Source organism: Ruegeria sp. HKCCD7255 (assembly GCF_013031565.1).
Classification (GTDB): Bacteria; Pseudomonadota; Alphaproteobacteria; order Rhodobacterales; family Rhodobacteraceae; genus Ruegeria.
Map to the genome: position 1 here is coordinate 45,219 of NZ_WQAG01000006.1, position 21,017 is coordinate 66,235.

The window sequence follows — 21,017 nt, forward strand, 5'->3', positions numbered from 1 at the left end:
CCCGGACATGCGCGGGATGGGGTATGTTATCTCACCTATACGGTATCACTTTGATCCACATCATTCTAGCTTGGATCAAGACACCAGACGATATCCGCCGGATTCTGTGACCAAAAGGCGCGCATTCGACGGATCAGGCTCGATTTTCTGCCGCAAGCGATAGATATGTGTCTCTAATGTGTGGGTTGTAACCCCCGCATTATAGCCCCAGACCTCGTGCAGCAGCACATCGCGGGCCACCACGCCATCGGTCGAGCGATAGAGGAATTTCAGAATGTTCGTCTCTTTCTCGGTCAGACGAATCTTGCGGTCATCTTCGGTGATCAGCATTTTCATGGCTGGCTTGAACGTATAGGGGCCCAGAACAAAGACGGCGTCTTCGGATTGCTCATGCTGGCGCAGTTGCGCGCGAATACGGGCCAAAAGAACCGGGAATTTGAACGGTTTGGTGACATAGTCATTGGCACCCGCATCCAGACCCAAGATCGTATCCGCATCGCTGTCATGACCTGTCAGCATCAGGACCGGGCTTTTGACGCCTTGCTTGCGCATCAGGCGGCACAGCTCACGACCGTCTGTGTCGGGAAGACCAACATCAAGGATGACCAGGTCATAGATCGCTTCGCGTGCGCGTTCCATTGCGGATGCTCCGTCCGATGCTTCGAAAACGTCGAAATCTTCGGTCATCACAAGTTGCTCGCTAAGCGCCTCGCGCAGATCTTCATCGTCATCCACCAGCAGGATTTTCTTGAGCTGAGCCATGTCCGGTCCTCCTTCGTCCTGTCAATCAATTGCGTGCGCTCGCGTCAATCAACAAGGTTTACTGCAACGGTCTCACGCCCTCGTGTCTGATGTATAGGAAATGTTTCACATTTCTGATCAATCCCGCTAGGAAATGAGCGAAACGTTACAGGGTAACAGGCATGAGTCTTATTCCGGACATCACCGAATTGCTGGCGCGCGCGCGGGCTGATCTGCGTATGGGCGTTCCAGTCGTGCTGGTGGATGATACTGGAAACAGCGTTCTGGCCGTGGCGTGCGAGACACTCAGCCCGCAGCGTCTTGCAGACCTGCGCGCCCTCGGGGATAGCCTGGTGGTGGCGATCACAGGAAGGCGGGCCGAAACCCTCAAAGCACGCGCGTATGATGGCGATCTGGCGCGCGTCATGATTCCGGCTGATGCTGATCATGCATGGGTTCAGGCCGTGGCTGATCCGTCTGATGACCTGAATACCCCGATGAAGGGTCCGTTGATGACCGAGCGGCTGGGCAATGCCAACCTGCACCGCATCGCAATTGCTTTGTCCAAATCAGCGCGAATCCTGCCAGCGGCGGTCATCGCGCCCATCGAGGATGGCCGCAGTTTTGCAGCCGCCCACGGCCTGACTTGCATTGATCATACGCGCGCGGCCCCGCATCTGGCAGATCGCAGCCCCCTTCGCGAAGTGGTCGCCGCGCGGCTGCCGATGGAGGTGTCCGAGGCCGGACGATTGCATGTTTATCGTCCAGAAGACGGTGGTGAGGAACATTACGCCATTGAAATAGGCCGCCCCGACCGCAGCAAACCGGTTTTGGCCCGATTGCACTCGGCCTGTTTTACAGGTGACCTGATGGGCAGCCTGAAATGCGATTGCGGCCCGCAACTGCGCGGCGCGCTGGCTCAGATGGGGTCCGAGGGCGAAGGGGTTCTGCTCTATCTGAACCAGGAAGGGCGTGGCATCGGGCTTGCAAACAAGATGCGGGCCTATTTTCTGCAGGATCAGGGCTTCGACACGGTTGAGGCCAACCATCGACTTGGGTTTGAGGATGATGAGCGCGATTTTCGCCTTGGTTCGGATATTCTGAAGTCGCTGGGTTTTGGGGCCGTACGGTTGCTGACCAACAACCCGGCGAAGATTGCGATGATGGAACGCACAGGGATTGCTGTAACCGAACGCGTCCCGCTGAAAGTTGGCGAAACAGCGCATAATCGTGCGTATCTGGCGACCAAAGCAGCGAAATCCGGGCATCTGTTGTGAGTCCTGCGGATCTGGTTCTGACGCCGAAAGGCGTGCGTTTTCTTGGACGGATGTTCCCCTGCTCGATCGGCAAAGGTGGTCTAAGCAACGAAAAGCGTGAAGGTGACGGGGCAACGCCCACTGGCGTATTGCGCATCGTCGGAATGCTCTATCGTCCCGACCGGTTGGCGCAGCCAACATCTTGGGCCAAACCGATTGGCCCCGGTGACCTTTGGTCGGATGATTCTAGGGATGTGGCCTATAACCATTGGGTCCGGGCACCCTATCCGCACAGCCATGAGAAACTGCGCCGTGCGGACCCTCTATATGATCTGGTGTTGCTGACGGATTGGAACTGGCCCAATGCGGTTCCAGGGTGCGGATCAGCGATTTTTCTGCATCAATGGCGGCGGCGCGGTTATCCGACCGAAGGGTGCCTGGCCTTTCGACGTGACCATTTGCGTTGGATCGCGCGACATGTGTCACCCGGCACGCGGGTTATTGTGACTCGGGCCTGACCCGCGCACCAAAAATGGCCGAGCCGATGCGCACATGGGTCGCGCCAAGCGCAATAGCCGATTCAAAATCGCTGCTCATGCCCATCGAAAGTCCGGTCAAACCGTTGCGCTCTGCTATCTTGGCCAGCAAGGCAAAATGTAGCGCAGGTTCTTCATCGACTGGCGGAATACACATCAAACCTCGGATCGGCAGGTCCAGGTTTTGGCATTCAGTGATGAAAGCGTCAGCCTCTGCAGGCAGTATTCCCGCCTTCTGCTCTTCCTCGCCCGTGTTTACCTGAACAAAAAGGTTAGGGCAGGACCCGATCTCTTGCGCCAAGCGCGCCAGAGTTTTGGCCAATTTTGGCCGGTCGACCGAATGGATGGCGTTGCAAAGCTGCATTGCTTGGCGCGCTTTGTTTGTCTGCAAAGGGCCAATCAAGTGTAGATCGATACCGTCAAAGCGCTCTTTGAAATCGGGCCACTTAGTCGCGGCTTCCTGAACTCGGTTTTCACCAAAACACCGGTGGCCTTGTTGCAACACGGCTTCGACACGCTCAATTGGCTGCACCTTGGACACTGCGATCAGATCAACAGAGCCCGATGCGCGCCCGGCGGCGGCTTCGGCATTCGAGATTCGTTTGGTGATTTCCTGCAGCGACATTTGCCCCTCGTCCTGTGTTTGCTGCAGAGAAACACGATGCTGGGGCAAAAGAAAAGGGCAGGTCCGAAGACCTGCCCCAGAACTTTGTGTCTAGATCAACTTAGAAGTTGAACTGAACACCGAAGTCCGCACGTGTCGAAGAGTCCGCGCAGATGTCGCAATCGCTTACACCTACACCACCGCGCAGCGATACACCGCCACCCAGGTCGTAGATGGCGCCGATGCCGTACTGCTGGGTGTCTGCGTCTGCGTTACCGTCGCCGTAAGCAGCGGTCAGGGTCAGAGCCGAACCAACGTTGAAGGCTGCCGACACACCCCATGCAGTGCCATCTGTGGCAGCAATTTGAGTTTGGTCGTCAGCTACGAACACTGTACCCGAGAAATCGCCGAATTCGGCACCCAGGGTCAGAACCAGCAAGCTCGGGTTGGAACCGCCGAAACCGGCATCAGTTTCACCATAAGCCAGAGCGGCAGTGACGTTGCTGAAGGTGTAGGTCGCGCTCACGTCCCAACGGTCTGCGTCCTGAGGAACACCACCAACGGCAAATGTTGCCTGGTCGTAAGAAGCACCGAATGCAAAGTCACCAACTGCGTACTGGAAGAACACGGCGTTTGAACCGGCGCCAGTCGACGAGAAGGCCAGGAAGCTGTAGTTAACACCCGAATACTGACCGATGAAGCTTTCCAGACCAGGCTCGTTACCGTAGTAGTTTGCCAAGTTGTCGAAGGCACCCGATACGTTGCCAGCGTCAACACGCAAACCGCCGTAGATGACCGAGAAGCGCGCGCCGCTCAGGCTAGCGGTGTTGGCTTCACCGTTGCCGGCGTTTTCGTCAGCTTGCAGACGAACACGAGCCGAGAATTCAACGCCGCCATCAGTTTCAGCATTCCCGTCGATGTTCAGACGGAAGCGCGAGATCAGGATTGTGTCGTCGGTGTCAACAACAGCTGTTGTACCTTGACCGGTGGTTGTCGGAATGTTCGGAACCGAACCAATGCGGTCTTCTTGGTAGCCAATACCAAAACGGCCCAGGCCGCTGAAGTTGATTTCGGCGGATGCAACGCCGGCGGTGGCAATCAGCGCAGTCGTTGCGAAGAGAACTTTTTTCATCTTGTTTCCCTCGGTTAAAAGTTTTTCTACTCGACGAGCGCACAGCACACGTCTCAGCACGGGAACCGTTTCGCTCTTTTCCCCCCCTTTACGCAAGCTTGGCATATTAGGACTGCCGTCTTTCGGCCTAAATTGGTGCAAGGATGTCACAGTCGGTTTTGACCGCATTCACGCCTTCGGGCGCGCAAGCATTTAAAGAATACACTTGTTGCAGGTCAGGTCCTTCTCTAGGAGTATGGCGAACAAGTTAAAACAAGCGATACAGGACTTTCTGACGATGCGCCTGATGACGATTATGGGTTTGGTGATTGCAAGCGTCACGGTCTCAGCCTGCGGAGCCCCGCCCCCCGGGGATGCCAGTGTTTTAACAGCCGACGGCAGTTCTACCGAAGAGCGTGAGCTGAATGATCCGAATCGTACGTCGATATGGGATGTCTTTGGACCGAACAATAATGAGCAGATCACCAACGTGAACCGGTATCTATGGACGGCATCGTTGGATATTCTCAACTTCCTGCCGATTCAAGAGGTTGATCCGTTCACCGGCGTGATTGTTACCGGCTACGGCACACCGCCCGGTGGCGGGCGCTCATATCGGGCCACGGTACATATCAGCGATCCTGCGCTTGCGGCGCGCTCGCTTTCGGTTGCATTGCAAACCAGCGGTGGCGCACCTGTGAGTGCCGCAACCACGCGTGCGGTTGAAGACGCGATTCTGTCACGTGCCCGCCAGCTACGCATCGCAGACAGTAAGTTCTAGCAACCCGCCGAAAATCACACTATTACCACGCCGGGTTCTCACCCGGCGTTTTCATTCACCAAGGACCGCACAATGTCGCGCTATTCGGCCAACGAAATCGAAGCAAAATGGCAAGAGGCCTGGGAGAAGGCCGGAATCTTTGTCGCCAACCACAAGGCGGACAAGCCGAAATACTATGTGCTTGAGATGTTCCCCTACCCGTCTGGCCGAATCCATATGGGGCATGTGCGCAACTATACGATGGGCGACGTCATCGCCCGCCACAAGCTGGCAACCGGCCACAACGTGCTGCACCCAATGGGATGGGACGCGTTTGGCATGCCTGCCGAAAACGCGGCAATGGCCAGCGGCGGCCACCCGAAAGACTGGACCTACAGCAACATCGCCGACATGCGTGGGCAGATGAAGCCGCTGGGTCTGTCGATCGATTGGTCGCGCGAATTTGCCACCTGCGACCCGGAATATTACGGCCAGCAGCAGGCGTTGTTTCTGGACATGCTCGAGGCCGGGTTGGTCTATCGCAAGAACGCGGTGGTAAACTGGGACCCGGTCGATATGACCGTTCTGGCCAATGAGCAGGTGGAAAACGGCCGTGGCTGGCGCTCGGGCGCTTTGGTGGAGCGTCGCGAGCTGACACAATGGTTCTTCAAGATCTCGGACTACTCCGAGGAATTGCTGAGCGCACTCGACACGCTGGAGAACTGGCCTGCCAAGGTGCGGCTGATGCAGGAGAACTGGATCGGTAAATCGCGTGGTCTGCAATTTGGGTTCGAACGCACCGATGGCGAGGAACCGATCACCGTCTACACCACTCGGCCCGACACTCTGATGGGCGCGTCTTTCGTCGGGATTTCACCGGATCACCCGATTGCCAAGCAGCTTGAGGCCGAAAACCCCGAAGTCGCTGAATTTGTTGCCGAATGCCGCAAAGGCGGAACGACAGAAGAGGCAATTGAGACGGCCGAGAAGCTGGGCTACTATACCGGCATCAAGGTCAAGCACCCGCTGGATCCGAATTGGGAACTGCCGGTCTGGATCGCCAATTTCATCCTGATGGACTATGGCACTGGCGCGATCTTTGCCTGCCCGGCCCATGATCAGCGCGACCTGGATTTCTGCCGGAAATACGACCTGCCGGTGATAGATACATTCTTTGCGCTCGAGGACGACACACCCGTCGACAAAATCGCTTTTGTGCCACCCAAGACCGAAAAGGTCCGCTGGGTGAACCATTTCGCTGGTTTGACCGAAGCCACCGGAGATGAAGCGATCAACGCAACAGTGGATTTCGCCGAAAAGGCCGGTTGGGGCGAAGGTGTAACCAAATACCGCCTGCGCGATTGGGGCCTCAGCCGTCAGCGTTACTGGGGCTGCCCGATTCCCGTGGTTCATTGCGATACGTGCGGCACGGTGCCCGAGAAGAAAGAAAACCTGCCGATCCAGCTGCCCTACGACAATGGCGATGGCAATCCGATCGACTTTTCGATCCCAGGCAACCCGTTGGACCGCCACCCGAACTGGCGCGATTGTGCCTGCCCGTCCTGCGGAGCGCCTGCCAAGCGCGAAACAGACACGATGGACACGTTTGTGGATTCGTCTTGGTATTTCGCCCGTTTCACCGCGCCCCGCTCCGAAACCCCGACCGATTTGGCCGAGGCCGAATACTGGATGAATGTCGATCAGTATATTGGCGGTATTGAGCACGCGATTTTGCACCTGCTCTATTCGCGGTTCTTTGCGCGGGCCATGAACATAACCGGACATCTGCCGAAAAAAGCCATCGAGCCCTTTGATGCCCTGTTTACGCAGGGAATGGTGACGCATGAGATCTACCAGACTAGGGACAAAAACGACCGCCCCGTCTATCACCTGCCCGAAGAGGTAACGGATGGTAAGCTGGCAGATGGCACCGAGGTCGAGATCATCCCTTCGGCCAAAATGTCGAAATCCAAAAAGAATGTGGTCGACCCCGTCAGCATCATCTCCGCCTTTGGTGCCGACACAGCGCGCTGGTTCGTGCTGTCCGATTCGCCACCCGAGCGCGACGTGGAATGGACCGCGTCGGGCGCTGAAGCCGCTTTCAAGCACCTCAGCCGTGTGCACCGCATAGCCTCCGAGATCGTCGACTCAGACATTCCCGCCAATGCAGAGGACGAAACCCTGCTGCGCGAGATGCACAAGGCCATCCACGACGTGTCGGGCGGCGTCGAATCCTTTGGCTTCAATGCCTCGATCGCCAAGCTCTATGCCTTCACCAACACATTGGCGAAGTCCAAGGCCGGGACCGATGCGAAACGCCAGGCCGCCAAAACCCTGGCGCAACTGATGTCGCCGATGACACCTCACCTGTCCGAAGAGCTTTGGCAGATGCTGGGCAGCGAAGGGCTCGTTGCCACGGCCCCCTGGCCTGTCGCAGATGAGGCGATGCTGGTCGATGACACGGTGACCTTGCCAATTCAGGTCAACGGCAAGCGCCGCGCGGAAATCAGCGTGGCCAAGGATTTGCCAAAGGACGAGGTTGAAAAACTGGCGCTCAGCACCGAAGCTGTGCAAAGGGCGCTGGATGGTGCCACACCCAAGAAAGTGATCGTTGTTCCGGGCCGGATCGTGAATGTCGTCGTTTAACCGCAGATCCCTGTTGCTTATGCCGCTGGCGCTGGCCGCCTGCGGGTTCGAGCCGGTTTATGCGCCGGGCGGCGCGGGTGATACGCTGAACGGACGGGTGAAAGTATCTGCACCAAACTCTGTCGAAAGCTTCCTGCTGGTGCAGAGCCTTGAGCGTCGTCTGGGTCGCAGCGCGACATCGACCAGTGACTTTGCCCTTGCAGTGAACGTTACGACCAACACGCGGGCAGCTTCGATCACAACATCAAACGAGACAGATCGGCTCAATATCGATGGCCGTGCCAATTTCACCCTGACCTCATCCGATACCGGTCAGGTTCTGGCATCGGGCCAAGTGTCGGATTTTGTGTCTTATTCAGCAGCGGGTTCGACCGTATCTGCACTGGCCGATGAACGCGCGGCGCGGGAGCGGCTGATGGTGATTCTGTCAGATCAAATCGTGAATCGCCTCTATGCTACGCCCGGTCTTGCCTCATGAAGTTGAGCCCGCGTGAGGCCGAAGGGTATTTCGCCAAGCCGGACGCAGGCAAAACAGGTCTGCTGATCTACGGCGCAGATGGCATGCGCCTGGCTCTGAAACGTCAACAGGTGCTGGCCGCGTTGCTCGGCCCCGGGGCTGAAGAAGAGATGCGTCTGACACGGATGCCCGGATCAGATCTGCGCGGCGACCCAACTTTGGTGCTTGATGCGATCAAAGCGGTAGGGTTCTTTCCCGGCCCGCGTGCGGTCTTTGTCGAAGACACGACCGACGCAGTAGCCCCGGCACTGATATCCGCGCTGGAGGATTGGGCCCCCGGCGACGCGCAGATCATCGTGACAGCTGGTCAACTCAAACCCAGCTCGAAGATTCGCAAGGCATTCGAGAGCCACGCGAACGCCTATGCCGTTGGTATCTATGATGATCCCCCGTCGCGCGCCGAAGTTGAGCGTATTGTCAGCACCGCCGGGTTGCAAAATGTACCGCGCGACATGATGGCAGCTCTAAGTGAGCTGGCCGTGAGCCTCAGCCCCGGTGATTTTGCGCAGACTGTCGAAAAGCTTTCGCTCTACAAGCGGGATGACCCCAGCGCGTTGAGCATTGATGACATCGAAGCCTGCGCACCGCAATCCAACGAGGCAGCCCTGGACGATGTTCTGAACGTGGTGGCCGAAGGGCAACCCGGTCAGATCGGGCCGCTGATCCGCCGGTTGCAGGCGCAAGGGACCAATGGGGTCACGTTGTGTATCGGGGCGACCCGGCATTTTCGCACGCTTTACGCTTGTGCGTCGGACCCGGGCGGTGCGGCCCAGGGAATCGGCAAACTGCGCCCGCCGGTTTATGGCAAGCGGCGGGACCGGATCTTGCGACAGGCGCAGGGGTGGGGGGCACCAAAACTGCAGACCGCGCTTAGCGTTCTGACAGATACCGACCTGGCGCTGCGCTCGGCCGGGCAAACCGCTCCGGCCATGGCCTTGGTCGAGCGTGCCATGATCCGCCTGGCGATGCTTGCGCGGTCGCGCTGAGAAAGGGTTTCGCTTGACCCGGCCCCTAGCGTCAGCACATTGCGCAAAGGCAATCAGCAGGATAGACTCATGTACAAGCTTTACGGCCCCGTCATGACCCGCACATCGCGGGTGATCTGGATGTTGGAAGAGATCGGCGCGCCATATGAGTTAGAGCCCGCTGCGCCTCGGACACCCGAAATCTGGGCCCTGAACCCCTCGGGAAAGGTTCCGGTACTGATCGACGGTGACCGCGCCATTTCCGACAGTTCAGCCATTATGACGTATCTGGCGGACAAACATGGGGCCTTGACCTATCCGGCTGGCACTCTTGAGCGGGCCGAGCAAGATGCGCTGTTCCACACCATTCTGGATGAGATCGACGCCGTTTTGTGGGTGGCTGCGCGCCACAGTTTCATACTGCCGGAAGACAAGCGGGTCCCGGCCATTCGCGCGTCAGTCGAATGGGAGTTTGATCGTAATTTCCAACGGCTGGAAAAGCGCTTTAAGGGGCCGTTCCTGATGGGCGACAAGATGACCATCGCCGATATCTTGCTGATCCACTGCATGAGCTGGGCCCGAAACTCTGGCTTCCCCCTGAACTCGGATGTTCTGAGCGCCTATGGCAAAGAAATGCGCGCGCGACCGGCCCATATGAGAATGGCCGAGATGCCGGCAAAAGCCTAACCCGGCAAGCGCTGATCAAGCCAATCTGCGGCGGCGCGCCCCGCCCAACGCCCGGTGGCCAAACAGGCCGTCAGCAGATAGCCCCCTGTGGGCGCTTCCCAGTCCAGCATCTCCCCGGCGCAGAACACGCCCGGCAAAGCTTTCAGCATCAAAGTGTCGTCCACCGCGTCGCGCGTCACCCCCCCAGCGGTCGAGATCGCCTCATCCATTGGGCGCAGACCGGCGTGGTGGATTGGCAGGTGTTTCAGAAGCTCGGGCACGTCCTGTGCCGTTCCTTGGGTTTTGGACATCTCGTGAAACAAAGCGATTTTCTGAGGCGTCAGCCGCAGCGTGTTCTTAAACCAATGGGTCAGCGTCGCCTTGGGTTTCTTTGCCCGCCAACGATCACGCAGGACGTCCAGCGTCACGTCGGGAAGAAGATCGGCGACTAAGGGCGCACCACTGCGTAACTCTGGCGTCAGCGGGTAGAGCCCCCCACCCTCCAGCCCTTTGGCGGAAATCGTGGCCTCTCCGCGACTGGTTTGATACCCCGCGCTCCAGCGCACTGATTTCAGCGCAGACCCAAAATGGGGGTGCATATGGGGGCTCCAATCCATCGACAGGGCCGCGTTTGCTGGGGCAAACGGCTGTAAGGAAACCCCGCGCTGCGCCAAAAGCTCGGCCCAAGCACCGTCCGAACCCAACCGCGCCCAGCTGGCCCCGCCCATCGCAAGAACAGTGGCATTCGGCTGAATGTGCTGCACGCCCTCAGGTGTTTCAAACAGAAGGTCTTTGCCGTCCCATCCAGCCCAGCGCCAACGCGTTTGGATCTGCACGCCTGCGTTGGTCAATTCAGCCAGCCACGCTCGCAAAAGCGGCGAGGCTTTCATCACCGTCGGAAACACCCGGCCTGTTGATCCGCTGAACAGCTCTTGCCCCAAATCACGGGCCCAATCTTGAACGCCTTTGGCATCCATTTCGCCTATAATCGGTCGCAGCCATTCCGCGGCTGGCCCGTAGGCGTTGATCAGTTTGTCAAAGGGCTCGTCTTTGGTCAGGTTCAGGCCCGATTTTCCCGCCATCAGGAATTTGCGAGCAACCGAAGGCTTGGCTTCGGCCACCAAAACGCTGTGCCCGGCAGCGGCCAGCTGCGTGGCGGCCATCAACCCGGCGGGTCCTGCCCCGATCACCACTGCCTGCGCCATTGCTGCCCTCTTGCCTTCGCCCTGTTTCCACGCGAGTTTCTTGCGATGACCGATGGTACACCGACCTGCCCGCTTTGCGACCGCCCGATCCCCGAGGGCGGTGGCAGCCTGCACCATCTGATCCCAAAACTCAAAGGAGGCAAGGGCGGGCCAACGGTTCTGCTGCACAAGATTTGCCACAAGGAAGTGCACGCAACCCTGACTGAGGCCGAGCTGGCCCGCAGTTACTACACGGTTGAAAGCCTGCGCGGCCACCCCCGGCTTGAGAAATTTCTGAACTGGGTGCGCAAACGCCCGCCCGGGTTTCAGTCGAAAGTGCCGGGCAAGCGGCGGGGGCGGTGATTAGTTCCGAAAGATCGGTGTGTCGCGGCCCTCGATTTCAATGCCTTGATAGTCAGGCACCGGCGCAAATTGCGCATCGGTAATATGCTGAAATTCCAAGGTTGTATAAAGACGCTTCCACAACCATTCGCGGTTCTCCACGGCCCACAGATCGGCATCGGGTGGAGTTTCGTCGGTGAAGGCATAGAAATGCAGATCAAAGCCATAATCCGCCACATCCTGCACTGACAGCAGGCGCATTCCCAAACGACGGCATATCGCGTCCTCTGCCGCAATATCACCGGTGCGCAGGGTGATCTGGCCAATCGTGGCGTCTGCGAATGGGGCATCAGGATCGCCGGCACCTTCAGGCCGATTGCCTTCGAAATCCTGTTGCAAAAGTTCGATCTCGAACCCTGCGGGATCACTCAGGTGGCACATATAGCCGATGTCCTGAAACTGGCGTGGGGTGCTGACCGGAACGCCTAAGTCGTTCAAGTGCCGGGCCGCCAGATCGACATTCGGCAAGGTAATTCCGATCTTCCAATACCGTTGACCCCGATCCGCCGTGAAGCCTCCACCACCCGGTAGCAGCAGCAGATCAGCGTCCACACCGGCATAGCCGACGCGCCGGGCCTCACCGTCGGCTTGGATCCGCATGCCCAGCAGATCGCGGTAGAACCTGGCCAATACTTCCGGATCGGCCACGCGCAGCTTTAGGGCCGACATCCTCATCGGCAATGCTCGGCGATCCCTGCCGCGATCTCAGGTTTGGCCGCCAGACTGTCGGCCACTAGAGCGCGCGCCGTTGGCATCAAAGCGTCAGGCTCGACGACGCGATCAATCAAGCCAAACTCGTAGGCCTCGGCTGCAGTGATCTTTTGTCCGGCCATCAGGATCAGCTTGGTCCGCGCCGGGCCAATCAAGGCGGCCATACGCTTTGGATCCGAGGGCTGAGGCAAAAAGCCCAGCTTCATCACCGGGTAGAACACCTTGGCCTCGGGTACAGCGATGCGCAGATCGCAGGCCAAGACCATGCCGTTGGCACCTCCGGCCAGCGTGCCGTTCAGGGCAGCGACCGTCAGGCAAGGCAATGCAGCAATCGCGCCCGACAGCTTTTCCCACAGGTCTGATGTGGCAAGCCCTGCGCGTGCCTCATCCAGATCAGCCCCGGCGCTGAATACCCTGCCTTTGCCTGTCAGGATCAAGGCCCGCGCCTCTGTCGCATCTTGGGCAATTTGCAATAGATCGGACAGCATCGCGCCGGTCAGCGCATTGGCCTTATCGGAGTTGTTCAGCGTGACAATCCAAAGCCCGTCTTCCTTGGTCAGTTCGATCACTTAAGACCGACCCGCGCCCGAATGTCTTCGTTGCGCAATGAAATCTCGGTGCCAAGAAACTCATCCGCATCCTCCGTGCACATCCAAAGCAGCGCGCGGGCGGGCCAGTCAGCCGGGATATGGTCATCCCAATCCAGTTGGCTTACGGGATTGATGCCGCTGGCCTTGATCACCCGCTGCATATCGGTCGCGACCGTACCAGGGGAAAGACCCATCGCGCGGATACCATGATGCGCCGCTTCCAGATGCAGGCACTCGGTCAGCATCTTGGCCCCGGCTTTGGACGCGCAATAATGGCTCCAGGCCTCAACAGGGTTCGAGGCCGCACCCGAGGACACGGTCAGCACCGTCCCACCCCCAGCCGCGCGCATGACGGGCAATGCCGCGCGCATTCCGTAGAAGACGCCTTTCAGGTTGATGTCAATCGCCGCGCTCCAAGCCGCCACATCCGCATTGGACATATGAAAAATCGGATCAATGACCCCGGCATTGCCGACCAGAACATCCAGCCCGCCGAACCGGTCAACGCAATCAGCGACCGCCTGTTCGACCTGCGCAAAATCGCTCACGTCGCAGCTGAGCGCCATTGCATTCTCGCCCAGCGCTGCCGCCAAGGCGTTAATTTGATCGCCGCTGCGCGCAACCAGAACCACATTGGCCCCTGCTGCGGCAAATACGCGCCCTGCTTCAGCTCCGATACCGCGGCTGGCGCCCGTAATCAGTACAGTTTTTCCCTGCATCGACATATGCTAATCCCTTGGATCCAAATTCTTCGCCAAGTCGTAACGTGCAAAAGGGGAATAGGTCCACCCCTTGCCCCTTGACGGCGCTATCGGCAGGCACGACGATGCCGTCAAATTTGATTGAGAAGGGTTCTCCTATGTCTGTTTTCCTCCACCGCAGTTGCGGCGCGGTACTGGCCTATGCTGTGGTTGCACAAGGCGCATTTGCTGACGTCACCGCCAAGGATGTTTGGGCCGATTGGCAATCATACATGGCCAGCGTCGGGTACACTGTCACCGGCGACGAGGCCACGTCGGGCAATGTCACGACAATTTCGAACATGGTCATGGCCTTGGATTTGCCAGACACCGATGGGCAGATCGAAATCACCATGCCCGAAATGACCATGACGGAAAATGGCGACGGTACAGTCAGCCTGACCTTCCCCGAAAGCTTTCCGATCGTTCTGAGCGGCGCCGGAGAAGGTGAAGAGTTTTCTGCTGAAATTCAGTATACCAATTCCGGTTTGTCGATGGACGTTTCCGGAACACCCGAAGATATCGTCTATGATTATATCGCGGATAACCTGACCCTGGATTTGACTTCAATCACGGTTGGCGACGAAACCATTCCGCAAGACGCTATGGGCGCGAATATTTCTATCAATAACGTGACGGGCAAGACCCGCATGCTGGTTGGCGAAAAACGCGATGTTGATCAAAGCTTCACAGCAAGTGACGCCACCTACGCATTTGTGTTCGACGATCCTGAAAGCGATGACGCCGGACAGATCCGCGGCCAAATGGGACAATTGGTGATGGAAGGTAAATCGACCATTCCAACCAATGTGGACGCGACCGATGTTCAGGCCTTCTATGACGCTGGTTTCTCGGGCGAAGGCTCTTTCACCTATGGGTCAGGCAGTGCGGAAATCCAAGGCACTGCCGAAGGCGAAAGCTTTTCTCTGAGCAGTAGTTCCGAGGGTGGTCGCCTTGCCGGCAGCATCGACGCGGGACATCTTGCCTACGATGTTGAACAGAACAGCGCCAAAGTCGCAGTGACCACAGCTGATCTGCCATTCCCGATTGAAGTTGCGATGGAAAAGGCGGGATTCAAATTCGACTTCCCGCTGATGGCCTCGGACGAAGTTCAATCGTTCAGCTTCGGCATGAACCTCACCGATTTCACCATGTCGGATGTCCTGTGGAGCCTGTTTGACCCGGCAGGATCCTTACCACGCGATCCCGCGACCATTGTCGTTGACACCAGCGGAACCGGGAAGGTTCTGGTTGATTTCATGGACGAGGAAGCGGTCGAAACCTTCGCAACCGGCGACGTAACGCCAGGTGAACTGCATTCGCTGAAAATCAACGAACTGCTTGTGTCACTCGTCGGCGCCAAACTGACCGGCGATGGCGATTTCACCTTTGACAACACCAACACCCAGGCCTTTGGCGGGATGCCGACGCCTGCGGGTGTCGCCAATCTGCAATTGGTGGGCGCCAACGCACTGATCGACAAGTTGATCGGTATGGGTTTGATCACCGAGAATGACGCGCTTGGGGCGCGTATGATGATGGGTCTAATGGCCGTACCGGGCGAAGAGCCCGACACGTTGAATTCAAAGATTGAATTCACCGAGGATGGCCAGATCCTCGCGAATGGCCAGCGTCTGAAGTAATTTCTCGGGGAAGGCGGAGTGCCTGCCTTCCCCAATCTTTTCCTAACGTCGCCCAAGACGACGCAGCGAACAGAACCCTGCAGTGCGATCTTGCGGATATGAATCTCCAGACCAACTTTCTTGGATATCCGCCGGGTTCAAACGGTCCCGCAGAATCCATCGTGTCGCGGGTAATCGCGAAACATCTGATCGTTTCAACTTCAACAGCGGCTAAGCACCGGCGCGGCTATATCTCAACTGTTTGTCAAACCCTGTGGATAGCCCGGCAAAACGCCCGGTAAATTGGCTTCGACCCTTGCGGGCTTGCCCGCGCAAGGCTAGGTCCAATTGAATCAGACCGGAGGCCGCATGACCCGAACACCCGAAGACATCAGCCATCAGTTGTTGGACGCCGCGCGCAAGGCCGGGGCCGAGGCGGCAGACGCCATCGTGATCGACGGCACCTCGGTTTCCGTCGAAGTTCGCGAAGGGGCTTTGGAGCACGCCGAACGGGCCGAGGGCACGGATCTGGGTCTGCGGGTGTTTCTGGGCAAACAGCAGGCGATCGTGTCCAGTTCGGACAGCCGCCCCGAAACTCTGGCCGCAATGGCCGAGCGGGCCGTGGCCATGGCCAAGGAAGCGCCGGAGGATCCGTTTACCGGGCTGGCGGCTGCAGACCAGCTGATTCAAGATTGGGATCTGAACGCGCTAGAGCTTTGTGATCCATCACCAGAGCCCACAGCCGAAGCGCTGATGCAGGATGCGCTACAAGCCGAGGCTGCGGCCATGGCAGTGGAAGGTGTCAGTCAGGTCTCGGACGCAGCGGCGGGCTACGGCATGCACCGGGTTCACCTGTCTGCGACCAACGGCTTCTCGGGCGGTTATGCGCGGACCAGCAGGTCCACATCCTGCGTTGCCATTTCTGGTGAAGGCACCGGGATGGAACGCGACTATGACGGAGACAGCCGCAGTTTTCAGGCCGATTTGCGCGATCCGTCCGAGATCGGGCGGTCTGCTGGGGAACGAGCCGTTTCGCTGGTGGGCGCACGGCAGCCCGAGACCGGGAGCTTTCCTGTCTTGTTTGACGAACGCATTTCCTCGTCGCTGATCGGCCACTTGCTGGGGGCCAGCAATGGTGCCGCAATTGCGCGAGGCGCGTCGTGGCTGAAGGACAGTCTGGGCGAACACGTGCTGCCTGAAACACTGTCGCTGATCGAAGACCCCCACCGCCCGCGCATATCAGGTTCGCGGCCCTTTGATGCCGAGGGGCTGCCGACCCAACGCCGCGCCATTGTGGAAAACGGTGTGCTGACCGGGTGGACGCTCGACCTGTCAAGCGCCCGAAAGCTCGAAATGACGTCAACCGGGAATGCAGCAAGGGGTGTTTCTGGCCCACCGTCTCCCAGCAATTGGAACCTCGCCCTCACACAAGGCGACCAAAGCCGCGCAGACCTGATCCGCGACATGGGTACGGGGCTTTTGGTGACGTCGATGATCGGTTCGACGATCAACCCCAATACCGGAGATTACTCGCGCGGGGCATCTGGGTTCTGGGTTGAAAACGGTGAGATCACCTATCCCGTCAACGAATGTACAATTGCGGGCAACCTGCGCGATATGCTGATGCGCATCATCCCGGCCAATGACGCGCGGACCTATCTGTCGCGGGTGGTTCCGTCGATCCTGATCGAAGGGATGACACTTGCCGGCAACTGACCTGTCACTGCTGATCGACGCCGCACAGGAAGCGGGGCAAATCGCGACGCGGTATTCGGGCCCACAAGCGCAGCGCTGGGACAAGCCCGACGGTGCAGGGCCAGTGACCGAGGCGGATCTGGCGGTCAACGAAATGCTGGAGCGCAAGCTGCAATCCGCGCGACCCGGCTATGGCTGGCTTAGCGAAGAGACCGAAGACACGGACGACCGACTGGGCAAAGACGCGGTTTTTATCATCGATCCGATTGACGGCACCCGCAGCTTTGCCGAAGGGTCAAAAACCTGGGCCCATTCGCTCGCCATTTCCGAAAATGGCATTGTGACCGCTGCTGTGATTTATCTGCCGATGCGTGATCTTCTTTACGCCGCCGCCGCTGGGCAGGGCGCCACGCTGAACGGAACTCCGATACAAGTTTCGGAGCCTGGGGGTTTGACCGAAGCAGAGGTGCTTGCAGCCAAGCCAAACCTTGCACCCCACCACTGGCAAGCCGGGAATGTACCGGAATTCAAGCGAGTCTATCGCCCTTCACTGGCTTATCGGATGGCGCTTGTTGCGCAGGGCCGGTTTGACGGCATGCTGACATTGCGACCCAGCTGGGAATGGGACATCGCCGCGGGGGATCTGATCCTGCGTGAGGCGGGTGGCTATTGCACTGACCGTAAAGGCACTGCGCTGCGGTTCAACAATGCGCATCCTCGCCTGAACGGCGTATTGGCCGCCGGCGCGCATCTGCATGAAGTGTTGCTTGGGCAACTCGATCAAACCAGCGCCGGGTTGCCTGAATGAGCAAACCCCGCTCTCTCAGCCTTGCGGCGTACCGGATTCTGTCCTGGGGTGTGCCGCAGACAATGGGTCGCGACCTGCCACCGCGACCTGAGGGTGAGCTACTTTGGCTGCATCTGAACAGCCCCGAGAAATTGCCGGTGATCGAAGACTTCGCCAGCAGGCTTCTGGCTGCACGACCGGATGTTTCGCTTTTACTGACCGCCCCGTCTGACGCAAACATTTCGGATTGGTCCAACAGCCTGTGGCCAGTTGTACCGCTACCGCCTGATCAACCAAGACCGGCGCGCGCTTTTCTGGACCATTGGCAGCCAGATCTTTGCATCTGGATCGGCGGTGGCTTGATGCCAAATCTGATCAACCGCGCGGAAGAAAAAGCCATTCCGATGATCTTGCTCGAAGGCGTCGTCGATCTTGTCATGTCGCGCTCGGGGCGCTGGCTGCCGGATATCACGCGCTTTACGCTGGATTGCTTTGACAGGATTGAGACTTGCAGCGAAAACACGGCCCGCCAAATTCGAAGGTATGGGATTGCTTCGTCGAAGGTTTCTGTATCCTCACCGCTGCGCATTAGCCCTGATCCCCAACCTTGGCCAGAAGATGAGTTGATCGAAACCAACCATGCTTTGGGCGGTCGCCCCGTCTGGCTGGCTGCTTGGGTTCAGGACACCGAGTTCATTTCCGTGCTAAGCGCGCATCGGCAGGCCATGCGGCTGTTGCCAAGGCTTGCCCTGGTTTTGCATGTTGCCGACACTGCAGAAGCCGACCCTTTGAACCGGCGGCTTGAGGCTATGGATTTGCGCTGTTCCAACTGGGACGAAGGACAACAAATTGAAGACAATACGCAAGTCATTCTGACGGCATCGGACGAGGATCTGGGCCTGTGGCACCGGGTGGCCCCCGTGACTTTTATGGGAACATCTCTGGAGCGCGGCGCGACCGGGCAGAACCCTTTGCTGTCGACAGCATTGGGGTCCTCGGTGATCCATGGTCCTTATGTCATCCACCACAGCGACAGCTATCACCGGCTGGATTCGGCGGGTGCGGCGGTGACGGTGCGTACAGCAACAGAGCTGGGCGACACGGTTGTTGACCTTCTGGCGCCGGATCGCACGGCAGATATGGCACTGGCGGGGTGGGAATTGGTGACCGAAGGTGCGCCGCAGACAGATGATCTGATAGAGTTGGTCCAGCACTATCTGGACAAGGGAAGAGCCAACCGTGCGCGCACCTGACTTTTGGAACATGCCGGCTGACAATCCCGGACTGCGCGCGCGGCTGTTGTCGCCATTGGGCAGCCTTTATGCCGCCGCCACAGCGCGCCGGGTCGCGTCTCGACAGGCCTATAGGCCCGGTATTCCCGTGATATGTGTCGGCAACCTGAACGCGGGCGGAACCGGAAAAACCCCAACCGTGATCTGGCTGTTGGAGGTGTTGCGCGACAGTTGGCACCACCCCCATGTGGTCACGCGCGGGCATGGTGGAGCATTGGACGGGCCTGTGAAGGTCGATCCCAACCAACACAGCGCGGCTGAGGTCGGAGACGAACCTCTGTTGCTGGCCGCCTTCGCCGAAGTCTGGGTCGCCAAGGATCGCGCAGCGGGCGCCAAAGCCGCCGTTGAGGCGGGCGCGACGGTCATCGTGTTGGATGACGGGTTTCAGAACCCAACGGTCGCCAAGGATTTTTCGATCATCGTCGTCGATGCGGCCAATGGCTTCGGGAACGGGCGATGCATCCCCGCAGGCCCTTTGCGAGAGCCGGTTAGTGTCGGTCTGAAACGCGCCGACTTGGTGCTGTCTTTGGGCGATTCCGACGCACAAGACCAGTTTGCACAAAGCTGGGGGAGCGCGATCGCCATCCCAAAGGCCAAAGGCGAGGTCACCGCTCTGCAAACCGGGATGGATTGGTCCACAACGCAGGTTTTGGCCTTTGCCGGAATCGGCCACCCGGAAAAGTTCTTTCGCACATTGCGGCAACAAGGGGCCGAGCTGCTGCGCGCCGAGGCCCTGGAAGACCACCAGCCTCTGACACCCGCGTTAATGACACGGCTGGAAAATGAAGCCCGCTTGCTGGGGGCACAAATGGTGACAACGGAAAAGGATGCGGTGCGCCTACCCCGGGCCTTTCGGGCCAAGGTCATCACCTTGCCCGTGCGATTGCAAGTGGCAGAGCACGATCGGGTAAAAGAGATGGTCTTGAACGTCGCCCCTTCGCCCAAGTGACGCCCGGGCAGACCTGAACGGCCACCCGGGCGCAAGGGTTAGCTACCCAGTTCGGCTTCGATCAGCGCTTTGAATTCGTCATAAGACTGGTTGCTGACCTTCTGGCCGTTCACAACAAAGGACGGCGTGGCGCGCACATCATCGCGTTCGGCGTTTTCCTGATACCAGGCCACCAGAGTCTGTGCCTGGGTGCCGTCCTGGAGGCACGCCTCAAGCTGATCGCTGTCGATGCCAGCCAAACGACCGATCTTGCGCAGCTCGTCCACAACCTCGGTCGGCCCCCCTGCGCTGGTCCATTCCGCTTGCCCTTCATAGATCAGGTCGGTGATGCCAAAGAACTTTTCGGGCCCGCCGCAGCGCGCCACCATCGAAGCCCACAGGCCATAGCGGTCGAAATACACCTCGCGATAGATGAACTTGACCTTGCCGGTGTCGATGAAATCTTCCTTCAGCTGCTTATACGCACCTTTGTGGAAATTGGCGCAGTGCGGGCAGGTATAGGATGCGTATTCGATGATCTCGACTGGCGCATCCTCGGCACCTTGTACCATTTCGACAATAGTCGATGTATCCAGTTCGGTTTCCTGTGCCTGAGCGCTGCTGATCAGCGGATAGGCGGTTGGCGACGAGCTTGACGACGACAGCCAATAGCCACCTGCGGCCACGGCAGCAGCCGCACAAATTCCCAATGCAATACGGCTCATTCTCAGCCCTTTCTCAGCGTTTTTGTTTGGATAAAACGTTGCGACCCAATCGTTCAAGGGCCGCACGCAGATCGCCATCGTGAATATCGCGTGACACTTTGTCCGCCTCGGCGGCGATCTCGGGGGATAGTTTGGGTTTCGCCGGTTTCGGCTTGTGATCGAAACTGGCCTGCCCCTCGGCAAATCCGGTCGGAGCGGTCTGGGTGATGCGCACCCGGCTGATGGCGTTGAACCCGTAAACAGCGTTGACCTTGTCGCGCAATTGCTCGCGCTGCATATCCAGCATCGCGGCTTGTGGTCCGGTGGTCAACACCGTCAGCGTAGCGCCAAAACCGCCTTTGCCATAACCCACTTTCACGGGTTGCGCGACGGCGGCGATATCCTGGCCCACGATCTCGGCCCAATGCGTCAACAGGCGCGACACGGCGAAGCCCCGGCTTTCACCGGCCCGCCTAATCTGGTCGTTCAGCAAAGTCGCGGTGCGTTTGAACCCGCGGGTCGAAGAACGTCTGCGCTGCATCTGGTTTCCATCTCCTGCA

The 21,017-nt window shown here is 58.8% G+C and carries 22 protein-coding genes; 13 read left to right on the forward strand and 9 right to left on the reverse strand.

What is annotated here, in order from left to right; translation table 11 throughout:
- Positions 1 to 75 precede the first annotated feature (75 nt).
- Positions 76 to 762 (reverse strand): response regulator transcription factor, encoded by a 687-nt coding sequence (locus GOX45_RS12405; RefSeq protein WP_171101346.1) that lies wholly within the window; start codon positions 760 to 762, stop codon positions 76 to 78.
- 161 nt (positions 763 to 923) lie between these two features.
- Between GOX45_RS12405 and ribA the strand changes: the two genes are divergently transcribed.
- Both ribA and GOX45_RS12415 read left to right on the forward strand, forming a co-directional pair.
- A complete protein-coding gene (ribA, locus tag GOX45_RS12410) occupies positions 924 to 2,018 on the forward strand; it encodes a GTP cyclohydrolase II (RefSeq protein ID WP_171101349.1) in 1,095 nt (364 codons plus the stop codon).
- Positions 2,015 to 2,515 (forward strand): L,D-transpeptidase family protein, encoded by a 501-nt coding sequence (locus tag GOX45_RS12415; protein WP_171101351.1) that lies wholly within the window; start codon positions 2,015 to 2,017, stop codon positions 2,513 to 2,515. Before ribA ends, GOX45_RS12415 begins: the two co-directional genes overlap by 4 nt.
- On the opposite strand, the gene GOX45_RS12420 is transcribed toward GOX45_RS12415, so the two are convergent.
- Together GOX45_RS12420 and GOX45_RS12425 are read right to left on the reverse strand one after the other, a co-directional pair.
- A complete protein-coding gene (locus tag GOX45_RS12420; protein ID WP_171101353.1) occupies positions 2,496 to 3,158 on the reverse strand; it encodes a YggS family pyridoxal phosphate-dependent enzyme in 663 nt (220 codons plus the stop codon). The genes GOX45_RS12415 and GOX45_RS12420 overlap by 20 nt on opposite strands.
- A 100-nt stretch (positions 3,159 to 3,258) precedes the next feature.
- A complete protein-coding gene (locus GOX45_RS12425) occupies positions 3,259 to 4,374 on the reverse strand; it encodes a porin (RefSeq protein WP_371808976.1) in 1,116 nt (371 codons plus the stop codon).
- 172 nt (positions 4,375 to 4,546) lie between these two features.
- Between GOX45_RS12425 and GOX45_RS12430 the strand changes: the two genes are divergently transcribed.
- The 5 genes from GOX45_RS12430 to GOX45_RS12450 all read left to right on the forward strand — a co-directional run bounded on the left by GOX45_RS12430 (position 4,547) and on the right by GOX45_RS12450 (position 9,823).
- Positions 4,547 to 5,029: a DUF3576 domain-containing protein gene (locus tag GOX45_RS12430; RefSeq protein ID WP_171101699.1), complete on the forward strand. Its 483-nt coding sequence runs from the start codon at positions 4,547 to 4,549 to the stop codon at positions 5,027 to 5,029.
- A 72-nt stretch (positions 5,030 to 5,101) separates the two neighbouring features.
- Positions 5,102 to 7,654 carry a leucine--tRNA ligase gene (gene leuS / locus GOX45_RS12435; protein ID WP_171101355.1) on the forward strand — a complete coding sequence of 851 codons (2,553 nt, stop codon included), beginning with the start codon at positions 5,102 to 5,104 and terminating at the stop codon, positions 7,652 to 7,654.
- Entirely contained in the window at positions 7,641 to 8,132 is a 492-nt protein-coding gene (gene lptE / locus GOX45_RS12440) for an LPS assembly lipoprotein LptE (RefSeq protein ID WP_171101357.1), read from the forward strand. The genes leuS and lptE overlap by 14 nt, the downstream gene beginning before the upstream one ends.
- On the forward strand, positions 8,129 to 9,157 hold the full coding sequence (gene holA, locus GOX45_RS12445) for a DNA polymerase III subunit delta (RefSeq protein WP_171101358.1): 1,029 nt from the start codon (positions 8,129 to 8,131) through the stop codon (positions 9,155 to 9,157). The genes lptE and holA overlap by 4 nt, the downstream gene beginning before the upstream one ends.
- Before the next feature lie 69 nt (positions 9,158 to 9,226).
- Positions 9,227 to 9,823, forward strand: coding sequence for a glutathione S-transferase family protein (locus tag GOX45_RS12450; protein WP_171101361.1), 597 nt, complete (start codon positions 9,227 to 9,229; stop codon positions 9,821 to 9,823).
- Here GOX45_RS12450 and GOX45_RS12455 read toward each other — a convergent pair.
- Positions 9,820 to 11,007 carry a TIGR03862 family flavoprotein gene (locus GOX45_RS12455; RefSeq protein ID WP_171101363.1) on the reverse strand — a complete coding sequence of 396 codons (1,188 nt, stop codon included), beginning with the start codon at positions 11,005 to 11,007 and terminating at the stop codon, positions 9,820 to 9,822. The two genes, GOX45_RS12450 and GOX45_RS12455, sit on opposite strands and share 4 nt — an antisense overlap.
- Before the next feature lie 45 nt (positions 11,008 to 11,052).
- On the opposite strand from GOX45_RS12455, the gene GOX45_RS12460 reads away from it, so the two are divergent.
- Positions 11,053 to 11,349: an HNH endonuclease gene (locus GOX45_RS12460; RefSeq protein WP_171101365.1), complete on the forward strand. Its 297-nt coding sequence runs from the start codon at positions 11,053 to 11,055 to the stop codon at positions 11,347 to 11,349.
- On the opposite strand, the gene GOX45_RS12465 is transcribed toward GOX45_RS12460, so the two are convergent.
- From GOX45_RS12465 to GOX45_RS12475, 3 genes are read right to left on the reverse strand one after another with little or no spacing between them, the layout of a single operon-like run.
- On the reverse strand, positions 11,350 to 12,057 hold the full coding sequence (locus tag GOX45_RS12465; protein WP_371808977.1) for a VOC family protein: 708 nt from the start codon (positions 12,055 to 12,057) through the stop codon (positions 11,350 to 11,352).
- Between the two features lie 2 nt (positions 12,058 to 12,059).
- Positions 12,060 to 12,668 carry an enoyl-CoA hydratase/isomerase family protein gene (locus GOX45_RS12470; protein WP_171101369.1) on the reverse strand — a complete coding sequence of 203 codons (609 nt, stop codon included), beginning with the start codon at positions 12,666 to 12,668 and terminating at the stop codon, positions 12,060 to 12,062.
- The gene (locus GOX45_RS12475; RefSeq protein WP_171101371.1) at positions 12,665 to 13,414 is read right to left on the reverse strand and encodes an SDR family oxidoreductase; all 750 of its coding nucleotides are present in this window, start codon (positions 13,412 to 13,414) and stop codon (positions 12,665 to 12,667) included. Before GOX45_RS12475 ends, GOX45_RS12470 begins: the two co-directional genes overlap by 4 nt.
- 134 nt (positions 13,415 to 13,548) lie before the next feature.
- Here GOX45_RS12475 and GOX45_RS12480 point away from each other — a divergent pair, with 134 nt between their 5' ends.
- The 5 genes from GOX45_RS12480 (at position 13,549) to lpxK (ending at position 19,774) form a co-directional block, all read left to right on the forward strand.
- Positions 13,549 to 15,072 carry a DUF2125 domain-containing protein gene (locus GOX45_RS12480; protein WP_171101373.1) on the forward strand — a complete coding sequence of 508 codons (1,524 nt, stop codon included), beginning with the start codon at positions 13,549 to 13,551 and terminating at the stop codon, positions 15,070 to 15,072.
- 348 nt (positions 15,073 to 15,420) lie between these two features.
- Positions 15,421 to 16,767, forward strand: coding sequence for a TldD/PmbA family protein (locus GOX45_RS12485; RefSeq protein ID WP_171101375.1), 1,347 nt, complete (start codon positions 15,421 to 15,423; stop codon positions 16,765 to 16,767).
- Positions 16,754 to 17,554: a 3'(2'),5'-bisphosphate nucleotidase CysQ gene (locus GOX45_RS12490; RefSeq protein ID WP_171101377.1), complete on the forward strand. Its 801-nt coding sequence runs from the start codon at positions 16,754 to 16,756 to the stop codon at positions 17,552 to 17,554. The genes GOX45_RS12485 and GOX45_RS12490 overlap by 14 nt, the downstream gene beginning before the upstream one ends.
- Positions 17,551 to 18,786: a 3-deoxy-D-manno-octulosonic acid transferase gene (locus tag GOX45_RS12495; RefSeq protein ID WP_171101379.1), complete on the forward strand. Its 1,236-nt coding sequence runs from the start codon at positions 17,551 to 17,553 to the stop codon at positions 18,784 to 18,786. The genes GOX45_RS12490 and GOX45_RS12495 overlap by 4 nt, the downstream gene beginning before the upstream one ends.
- Positions 18,773 to 19,774, forward strand: coding sequence for a tetraacyldisaccharide 4'-kinase (gene lpxK, locus GOX45_RS12500; protein ID WP_171101381.1), 1,002 nt, complete (start codon positions 18,773 to 18,775; stop codon positions 19,772 to 19,774). The genes GOX45_RS12495 and lpxK overlap by 14 nt, the downstream gene beginning before the upstream one ends.
- Before the next feature lie 38 nt (positions 19,775 to 19,812).
- Here lpxK and GOX45_RS12505 read toward each other — a convergent pair whose 3' ends face one another.
- Positions 19,813 to 20,478 carry a DsbA family protein gene (locus GOX45_RS12505; protein ID WP_171101384.1) on the reverse strand — a complete coding sequence of 222 codons (666 nt, stop codon included), beginning with the start codon at positions 20,476 to 20,478 and terminating at the stop codon, positions 19,813 to 19,815.
- Positions 20,479 to 20,491: 13 nt separating this feature from the next.
- The gene (locus GOX45_RS12510; RefSeq protein ID WP_171101386.1) at positions 20,492 to 20,998 is read right to left on the reverse strand and encodes a DUF721 domain-containing protein; all 507 of its coding nucleotides are present in this window, start codon (positions 20,996 to 20,998) and stop codon (positions 20,492 to 20,494) included.
- Positions 20,999 to 21,017 lie beyond the last annotated feature (19 nt).